Source organism: Streptomyces sp. NPDC059567 (assembly GCF_042735655.1).
Lineage (GTDB): Bacteria > Actinomycetota > Actinomycetes > Streptomycetales > Streptomycetaceae > Streptomyces.
The window spans coordinates 39,811-48,272 of sequence record NZ_JBHWBS010000029.1 but is presented as its reverse complement, the minus strand read 5'-3'; the positions used below and the strand labels follow the sequence as shown (position 1 = coordinate 48,272).

General features: G+C 71.0%; 5 protein-coding genes. 3 read left to right on the top strand and 2 right to left on the bottom strand.

The genetic code is table 11. From position 1 onward, the window contains the following. Window positions 1–191: 191 nt before the first annotated feature. A complete protein-coding gene (locus tag ACFVZW_RS15915) occupies window positions 192–1,019 on the bottom strand; it encodes an oxidoreductase (RefSeq protein WP_376431250.1) in 828 nt (275 codons plus the stop codon). A gap of 102 nt (window positions 1,020–1,121) precedes the next feature. Between ACFVZW_RS15915 and ACFVZW_RS15910 the strand changes: the two genes are divergently transcribed. Then, window positions 1,122–2,108, top strand: a complete 987-nt coding sequence (locus ACFVZW_RS15910) for an ATP-binding protein (RefSeq protein WP_384521395.1) — start codon at window positions 1,122–1,124, stop codon at window positions 2,106–2,108. A 259-nt stretch (window positions 2,109–2,367) separates the two neighbouring features. Here the strand turns inward: ACFVZW_RS15910 and ACFVZW_RS15905 are convergent, their stop codons facing one another. Next, a complete protein-coding gene (locus ACFVZW_RS15905) occupies window positions 2,368–3,657 on the bottom strand; it encodes a hypothetical protein (RefSeq protein ID WP_384521392.1) in 1,290 nt (429 codons plus the stop codon). Between the two features lie 303 nt (window positions 3,658–3,960). Here ACFVZW_RS15905 and ACFVZW_RS15900 point away from each other — a divergent pair, with 303 nt between their 5' ends. Together ACFVZW_RS15900 and acs are read left to right on the top strand one after the other, a co-directional pair. After that, window positions 3,961–6,288, top strand: a complete 2,328-nt coding sequence (locus ACFVZW_RS15900) for a SulP family inorganic anion transporter (protein WP_384521390.1) — start codon at window positions 3,961–3,963, stop codon at window positions 6,286–6,288. Between the two features lie 136 nt (window positions 6,289–6,424). Then, window positions 6,425–8,437: an acetate--CoA ligase gene (acs, locus tag ACFVZW_RS15895; protein ID WP_384521387.1), complete on the top strand. Its 2,013-nt coding sequence runs from the start codon at window positions 6,425–6,427 to the stop codon at window positions 8,435–8,437. The last annotated feature ends 25 nt before the right edge of the window (window positions 8,438–8,462 follow it).

Below are 8,462 nucleotides of genomic sequence, written 5' to 3'. Positions count from 1 at the left end.
TGCGGGGCCCCGCGCCCGCGGGGCGGGTCCCGGTCCCCGGTTGGGGGGCCCCGTGGGGGGCTGCTGTGTACCCGGGGCGGGGGGCCCGGGGGGGCCCCCGGGGCGGGCCCCGCCGCAACCCTGTTCAGGGCAGATTCCCGAGCCCCTACGAGATCATGGAGGGTCTCCGAGAGACCCTCGCGCCGTACGGACTACGCGGCGCCGCGCTGGAGCGCCTCACACACCGCCGTCGACTCCCGGACGCCCAGCTCCACGGCCCGCCCGCAGTGGGCGATCCAGGCGGCCATGCCCTCCGGAGTCCCGGAGAGATACCCGTCGAACGCCGCCACGTACGCGGCGCGCCCCTGCTCGGCATGCCCCACCTCGGCCGGGCAGATGGACTTCGGGTCGAGCCCGCTGCCGATCAGCACGATCCGCTCGGCGGCCCGCGCGATCAGCCCGTTGTACGAGGTGAAGGGCCGCAGCGCCAGCAGTTCGCCGTGCACCACGGCGGCCGTCACCAGCGCCGGGGCCGTACCGCCCGCGATGATCAGCTCCGAGAGTCCGTCGAGCCGGCCGGCGACCTCGGCCGGGTCCGGCAGCGGCGCCTCGATCAACGGCTCGTCGACCGCCTCACCGGCCTGCCGGGGCCTGCCGACGGAGTCCCCGAAGTCGGCGGTGTCGCCCACCGCGACCAGATGCAGCCGGGCCAGCACCCGCAGCGGCGACTGACGCCAGATGGAGAGCAGCTGACCGGCTTCGGCGCCCAGCCGCAGGGCCGCGCCCACGGTCCGCGCCTCGGCGTCCCCGCCGAAGTCGGTCCGCCGGCGGACTTCCTCCAGCGCCCAGTCGGCGCCGGAGAGCGCCGCCGACCCCCGCGCACCGCGCAGGGCCGCCTCGGAGGTGATCTCGTTGCTGCGGCGCCGCATCACGCGGTGCCCGTAGACCCGGTCGACGGCCTTGCGTACGGAGTCCACCGAATCGGCGACGCCCGGCAGGGAACCGAGGGCGGCCAGGGGGTCAGAGGCGTGCGTACTCATAAGTAGGGAGGCTACGCGCCCGCGGCCGCCGCCCCACGTTGGAGTGGTCTTCTTCACGCACCTTGACCACACGCCGCGATCATGGCACTACGCTAGGTGAACATGAAGATCGCTTTCGTAGGGAAGGGCGGCAGCGGGAAGACCACGCTGTCCTCGCTCTTCATCCGCCACCTCGCCGCCAATGAAGCCCCCGTCGTAGCGGTGGACGCCGACATCAACCAGCATCTCGGGGCCGCACTGGGTCTCGACGAGACCGAGACGGCGGCGCTGCCCGCGATGGGCGCGCACCTGCCGCTGATCAAGGAATACCTGCGGGGCTCCAACCCGCGGATCGCCTCCGCCGACACGATGATCAAGACGACCCCGCCCGGGGAGGGCTCGCGGCTGCTGCGGGTCCGCGAGGACAACCCGGTGTACGAGGCGTGCGCCCGGACCGTGCGACTCGACGACGGCGACATCCGGCTGATGGCGACGGGGCCGTTCACCGAGTCGGATCTCGGGGTGTCCTGCTACCACTCCAAGGTCGGCGCGGTGGAACTGTGCCTGAACCACCTGGTCGACGGGGAGGACGAGTACGTCGTCGTCGACATGACGGCCGGCTCGGACTCCTTCGCCTCGGGGATGTTCACCCGCTTCGACATGACGTTCCTGGTCGCCGAGCCGACCCGCAAGGGCGTCTCGGTCTACCGCCAGTACAAGGAGTACGCACGGGACTTCGGCGTCGCGCTCAAGGTCGTCGGCAACAAGGTGCAGGGGCGGGACGACGTGGACTTCCTGCGCGCCGAGGTGGGGGACGACCTGCTGGTGACGGTCGGCCACTCGGACTGGGTCCGGGGGATGGAGAAGGGCCGCCCGTCCCGCTTCGAACTCCTGGAGGCGGACAACCGGATGGCGCTCCAGGCCCTCCAGAACGCGGCGGACGACTCGTACGCCCACCGCGACTGGGAGCGCTACACGCGCCAGATGGTCCACTTCCACCTCCGCAACGCGGAGAGCTGGGGCAACGCGAAGACCGGGGCCGACCTGGCGGCGCAGGTCGACCCCGGGTTCGTACTCGACGAACGACACGCCGTACCCCAGCCCAGCTGACCGCGCCCACGACCGACGGCCGGAGGCCGGCGCGGCACTCCGAAGCCTGCGAGGCGCCCCGGCGCCGAGTGTCGCGAGGAGTGCGGACAGAGGAGGAGCCGGGGCCGACCTGGCGGCGCAGGTCGACCCCGGCTTCGTACTCGACGAACGACACGCCGTACCCCAGCCCAGCTGAGGCCGAGACGCTGCCCGTACCCCAGCCCAGCTGAGGCCGAGGCACTGCTCGTACCCCAGCCCAGCTGAGGCGCCATCAGTACCGTCAGGGGCGTTCGGGCTGCTTGAGTGCCGGTGAGGACGACGTCAGGGGGCGGGAGGCCAGGAAGGTCTCCCAGCCGCCCTTCGGGGCCTCGCCGACCTTCAGGGTCCGCATCTTCGCGATCACCGCCGGGTCCTGGGCGTCCAGCCAGTCCGCGAGCTGACGGAAGGACACGCACTTCACGTCCTTCTGGACGCAGACCGTGGCGATGGTCTCCTCGACGGCGCGCATGTACGTGCCGCCGTTCCAGGACTCGAAGTGGTTGCCGATGATCACGGGAGCCCGGTTGCCGTGGTACGAGCGGTTGAAGGCCTGCACGAGGCCGTCACGCATCTGGTCGCCCCAGTACTCGTGCATGGCCGGGTCGCCCTGGGTCTTGGTGCCCGACTGGTTGACCATGAAGTTGTAGTCCATGGAGAGCGTCTGGAACGCGCGGCCGGGCATCGGGACCAGGTGCATCGACAGGTCCCACAGGCCGTGGTCCTTCTCGGGCCAGATCTGGTCGTTGACGCCGCTGGTGTCGTAGCGGAAGCCCAGCTCGGACGCGGCCTTGACGAAGTTCTCGCGGCCCTCCAGGCACGGGGTGCGGGCGCCGACCAGCTCCTTGTCGTAGTCGAAGGGGAGCGGCTGCTCGGCGGTCAGGCCGGCGTTCGTCTTCCAGTTCTTCACGAAGGACTTGGCCTGGCGGATCTCGCTCTTCCAGTCCTCGACCGACCAGTTGCCGACACCGCTCTCCGGCCCGCAGAAGTGGCCGTTGAAGTGCGTGCCGACCTCGTTGCCCTCCTGCCAGGCCCCGCGCAGCTCGCGGACCGTGGCGCGGATGCCCTCGGTGTCGTTGAAGCCGATCTCCGAGCTGCCGGCGTTGTGCTGCGGCGGGTCGTAGAGCTTGCGCTTCTCCTCGGGCAGCAGATAGACGCCGCTGAGGAAGTACGTCATCGTCGCGTCGTACTTCTTGCCCACCTCGCGGAAGTGGGAGAAGAGCTTCTGGCTGTCCTCGCCCGCGCCGTCCCACGAGAAGACCACGAACTGCGGGGGCTGTTCGCCCTGCTTCAGCTTCTTCCAGACCGGCTGGTTCGGCTGGGTGCCGGTGAAGGCGGTGGAGCCGTCGCCGATCATGCGCACCGCGTTCTGCGGGGCCGCGGCGGGGCGCTCCTTGGCGCCCGGCGCGCCCTGACTCGAAGTCGGCTTGCCCGAGTCCGAGCAGCCGGCGAGTCCGGTGATCAGTGCGGCGGCGAGAGCGCCGACGGCGAGCGTCCTGGTGCGGGCAGTGGTCCTTCTCCCGGCGGCTGTCATCCGCCCACCTCTCCTCGGGTTCGATGCGAGCGGCGTCAACGTCGCACCACGACCGCCGGAAAGATGAAACGACAAGCTGAACTCTGATGACTAATCACCGGAACCGGTGAATCATTGCCCCGTTTGCCCCGAAAATAGTGCCGCAGTCTTTACTCTGCATTACGATCCGTTTACTGAGTGTTGATACTCGTGATGAGGATCCGCGCTCGGAATCCCGCCGCTGCACGCCGTGACCCACGGCCGCGACCCCACGTTCGTCCCGCACGAGCCGCGACCGCGCCGCCCCGGAGGAGACGGGAACCAATGACCGTGCTCACACCCATCCGACGTACGCCCACCCATCGGCCGCACAGCCCGCCCCCCGGCGGGCGCCGCTTCCGTATCGCGGGCGCCGACGTGTCCGCATCGATCTCCGTCTTCCTGATCGCGCTGCCGCTCTCCCTCGGCATCGCGCTCGCCACCGGAGCTCCGCTCCAGGCCGGCCTCGTGGCGGCCGCCGTCGGCGGCATCGTCGCCGGCCGGATCGGCGGGGCGCCGCTCCAGGTCAGCGGCCCCGCCGCGGGCCTCACGGTCGTCACCGCCGAGCTGATCCAGCGGTACGGCTGGCGCACCACCTGCGCCATCACCGTCCTCGCGGGACTCGCCCAACTCGGCCTCGCCGCCCTGCGAGTGGCCCGCTCCGCCCTCGCGGTCTCCCCCGCGATCGTGCACGGGATGCTCGCCGGCATCGGTGTGACCATCGCGCTCGCCCAACTCCACATCGTCCTCGGCGGCACCCCGCAGAGCTCCGCCGTGGACAACGTCCTCGGGCTGCCCGCCCAGTTGGCCGAGCTCCATCCGACCGCACTGCTCATCAGCGCCCTGACGGTCGCCGTCCTGCTGCTCTGGCCCCGGCTGCCCGGGCGCGCCGGCCGGTTCGTACGGAGGATCCCGGGGGCCCTCGTCGCCGTGGCCGCGGCGACGGCCCTTGCGGCGCTCGCCGGGCTCGCCGTCCCCCGCGTCGACCTGCCCTCCTGGAGCAGCCACGCCCTGCCCGGGCTGCCGGAGGGACCGGTTCTCGGCATCGCGGCCGGCGTCCTCACCATCACGCTGGTCACCAGCGTGCAGTCGCTGCTGTCCGCAGTCGCCGTCGACAAGCTGGTGGCCGCCCGCGCCGACCACGGGTTCAGCGTGCCCCGCTCCCGTCTCGACCGGGAACTGGCGGGCCAGGGAGCGGCCAACGTCGTCTCCGGCGCGCTCGGCGGGCTTCCGGTGGCGGGCGTCGCGGTGCGCAGCGTCGCCAATGTCTCCGCGGGCGCGGTGAGCCGGAACTCCACGATGCTGCACGGCCTGTGGATCGTGCTGGCCGCGCTGTTCCTCGTCCCCGCACTCGACCTGATTCCGCTGGCCGCGCTCGCCGCGCTCGTGATGGTGGTCGGCTTCCAGATGGTGAGCATCACCCACATCCGCAGTGTCACCCGGCACCGCGAGGTCCTCGTGTACGCGGTGACGCTGAGCGGTGTCGTGCTCATCGGCATCCTGGAGGGCGTCGCGCTCGGGATCGCGGTGGCCGTCGCGGTGGCGATGCACCGCCTCGCCAAGACCCGCATCACCCGTGAGGAGCACGCCGGCCGCCACCTGGTCCGCGTCCGCGGACAGTTGACCTTCCTCGCCGTACCCCGGCTGAGCCGGGCCCTGCACCAACTACCCCCGGGAGGCCGAGTGGTCGTCGAACTGGACGGGTCCTTCATGGACCACGCCGCGTACGAGACGTTGCACGACTGGCAGTCGGGCTATGTGCGGCACGGCGGCGCGGTGGAGATCACCGGCCCCTCCGGCGCCCGGATCACCGAACCGACCTCCGAGTCCCACGCCTGCTGCCGCCCCTGGACGCCCTGGCGCAACCACCACTGCGGCCAGCACCCGCCGGCCGACGAGACGCGCCGCGCGACCGGGCATCAGCTGGCGAGCGGCATCGGAAAGTTCCAGCGCAACACGGCGCCGCTGGTGCGCGACGAGCTGGCGCGCCTCGCGCGCGAGGGCCAGAGCCCTTCCCAGCTCTTCCTCACCTGCGCCGACTCCCGCCTCGTGACCAGCATGATCACCTCCAGCGGCCCCGGTGACCTCTTCACCGTACGGAACGTGGGCAATCTCGTTCCGCTGCCCGGTGAGGAGCACGGGGACGACTCGGTGGCGGCGGCGATCGAGTACGCGGTGGAAGTCCTGCGGGTGCAGTCGATCACCGTCTGCGGGCACTCCGGCTGCGGCGCGATGCAGGCCCTGCTCGGCAGCACGCCGGACGACCCGCCGACCCCGTTGCGGCGCTGGCTGCGGCACGGACTGCCCAGTCTGGAGCGGATGGCGAGTCGCAGACACGCCTGGGCGCGGATCTCCGGGAGGCTGCCGGCGGACGCGGTCGAGCAGCTCTGTCTGACCAATGTGGTCCAGCAGTTGGAGCATCTGCGGGCGTACGACGCGGTGGCGCGGCGGCTCGCCGACGGGACGCTCACGCTGCACGGGATGTACTTCCACGTGGGTGAGGCCCAGGCGTATCTGCTGGACGGGCCGGACGAGCAGCATCGCTACGACGACGTCTTCGACCGGGTCCCGCCGACCATGATCGCGGAGCGGGCGGAAGCCCGCGCGTCCTGAACCTTCCCGTCCGGGCGTCCGTGAGAGTGTGTGGCCCCTTCTTCCCACCGCTCGGGAGGGAGGGGCCACCGCACGCCCGTCACTCATAGGTCTAAACCAATTTCCTGGAGACTCTTGTCACCCGGGCATCTGACTGATGAGCTATGACACGGGATACATAGGCACATGGGACGCCCTGGGAAAGGGAGATGTCGTGAGCAACGAAAGCCTGGCCAACCTGCTCAAGGAAGAGCGGAGGTTCGCGCCGCCGGCCGAGCTGGCCGCGCACGCCAACGTGACGGCGGAGGCGTACGAGCAGGCCGCGGCGGACAGGCTTGGCTTCTGGGCCGAGCAGGCGAAGCGGCTCACCTGGGCCACCGAGCCGACCGAGACCCTCGACTGGTCGAACCCGCCGTTCGCCAAGTGGTTCGCCGACGGCAGCCTCAACGTGGCGTACAACTGCGTCGACCGGCACGTCGAGGCCGGGAACGGCGACCGGGTCGCCATCCACTTCGAGGGGGAGCCGGGCGACAGCCGCGCCATCACCTACGCCGAGCTCAAGGACGAGGTCTCCCGGGCCGCCAACGCCCTGACCGAGCTGGGCGTCACCAAGGGCGACCGGGTGGCGATCTACCTCCCGATGATCCCCGAGGCCGTCGTCTCGATGCTGGCCTGCGCCCGCATCGGCGCCGCGCACTCCGTGGTCTTCGGCGGCTTCTCCGCCGACGCCATCGCCACCCGCATCGAGGACGCCGACGCCAAGCTGGTGATCACCGCCGACGGCGGCTACCGCCGTGGCAAGCCCAGCGCCCTCAAGCCCGCCGTCGACGAGGCCCTCGGCCGCGTCGACCGGGTGAGCAAGGTCCTCGTCGTACGCCGCACGGGCCAGGACGTGGCGTGGACCGAGGGCCGGGACGTGTGGTGGGACGACATCGTCGCCCGCCAGTCCGCCGAGCACACCCCCGAGGCGTTCGAGGCCGAGCACCCGCTCTTCATCCTCTACACCTCCGGTACGACGGGGAAGCCCAAGGGCATCCTGCACACCTCCGGCGGCTACCTCACGCAGGCGGCCTACACCCACCACGCCGTCTTCGACCTCAAGCCGGAGACCGACGTCTACTGGTGCACCGCCGACATCGGCTGGGTGACGGGCCACTCGTACATCACCTACGGACCGCTGGCCAACGGCGCGACGCAGGTCATGTACGAGGGCACCCCGGACACCCCGCACCAGGGCCGGTTCTGGGAGATCGTCCAGAAGTACGGCGTCACCATCCTCTACACGGCGCCGACCGCGATCCGTACGTTCATGAAGTGGGGCGACGACATCCCCGCGAAGTTCGACCTGTCGTCGCTGCGCGTCCTCGGCTCGGTCGGCGAGCCGATCAACCCCGAGGCGTGGATCTGGTACCGCGAGCACATCGGCGCCGGCAAGACCCCGATCGTGGACACCTGGTGGCAGACCGAGACCGGCGCGATGATGATCTCGCCGCTCCCGGGCGTCACCGAGACCAAGCCGGGCTCGGCCCAGCGCCCGCTCCCGGGCATCTCCGCCACCGTCGTCGACGACGAGGCGAACGAGGTGCCGAACGGAGGCGGCGGCTACCTGGTCCTGACCGAGCCGTGGCCGTCGATGCTGCGCACCATCTGGGGGGACGACCAGCGCTTCCTCGACACGTACTGGTCGCGCTTCGAGGGCAAGTACTTCGCCGGCGACGGCGCGAAGAAGGACGAGGACGGCGACATCTGGCTGCTCGGCCGGGTCGACGACGTCATGCTCGTCTCCGGCCACAACATCTCCACCACCGAGGTCGAGTCCGCCCTCGTCTCGCACCCGGCCGTCGCCGAGGCGGCGGTGGTCGGCGCGGCCGACGAGACGACCGGCCAGGCGATCGTCGCCTTCGTGATCCTGCGGGGCACGGCCAGCGAGGACGAGGGGCTCGTCGCGGAGCTGCGCAACCACGTCGGCACGACGCTCGGCCCGATCGCGAAGCCGAAGCGCGTGCTGCCGGTGGCGGAGCTGCCGAAGACGCGGTCCGGGAAGATCATGCGGCGGCTGCTGCGGGACGTGGCGGAGAACCGGGAGCTGGGAGACGTCACGACGCTGACGGACTCGTCCGTCATGGACCTCATCCAGACGAAGCTGCCGGCGGCATCCAGCGAGGACTGACGCCTCACGGCTCGTTCGGGCGCCC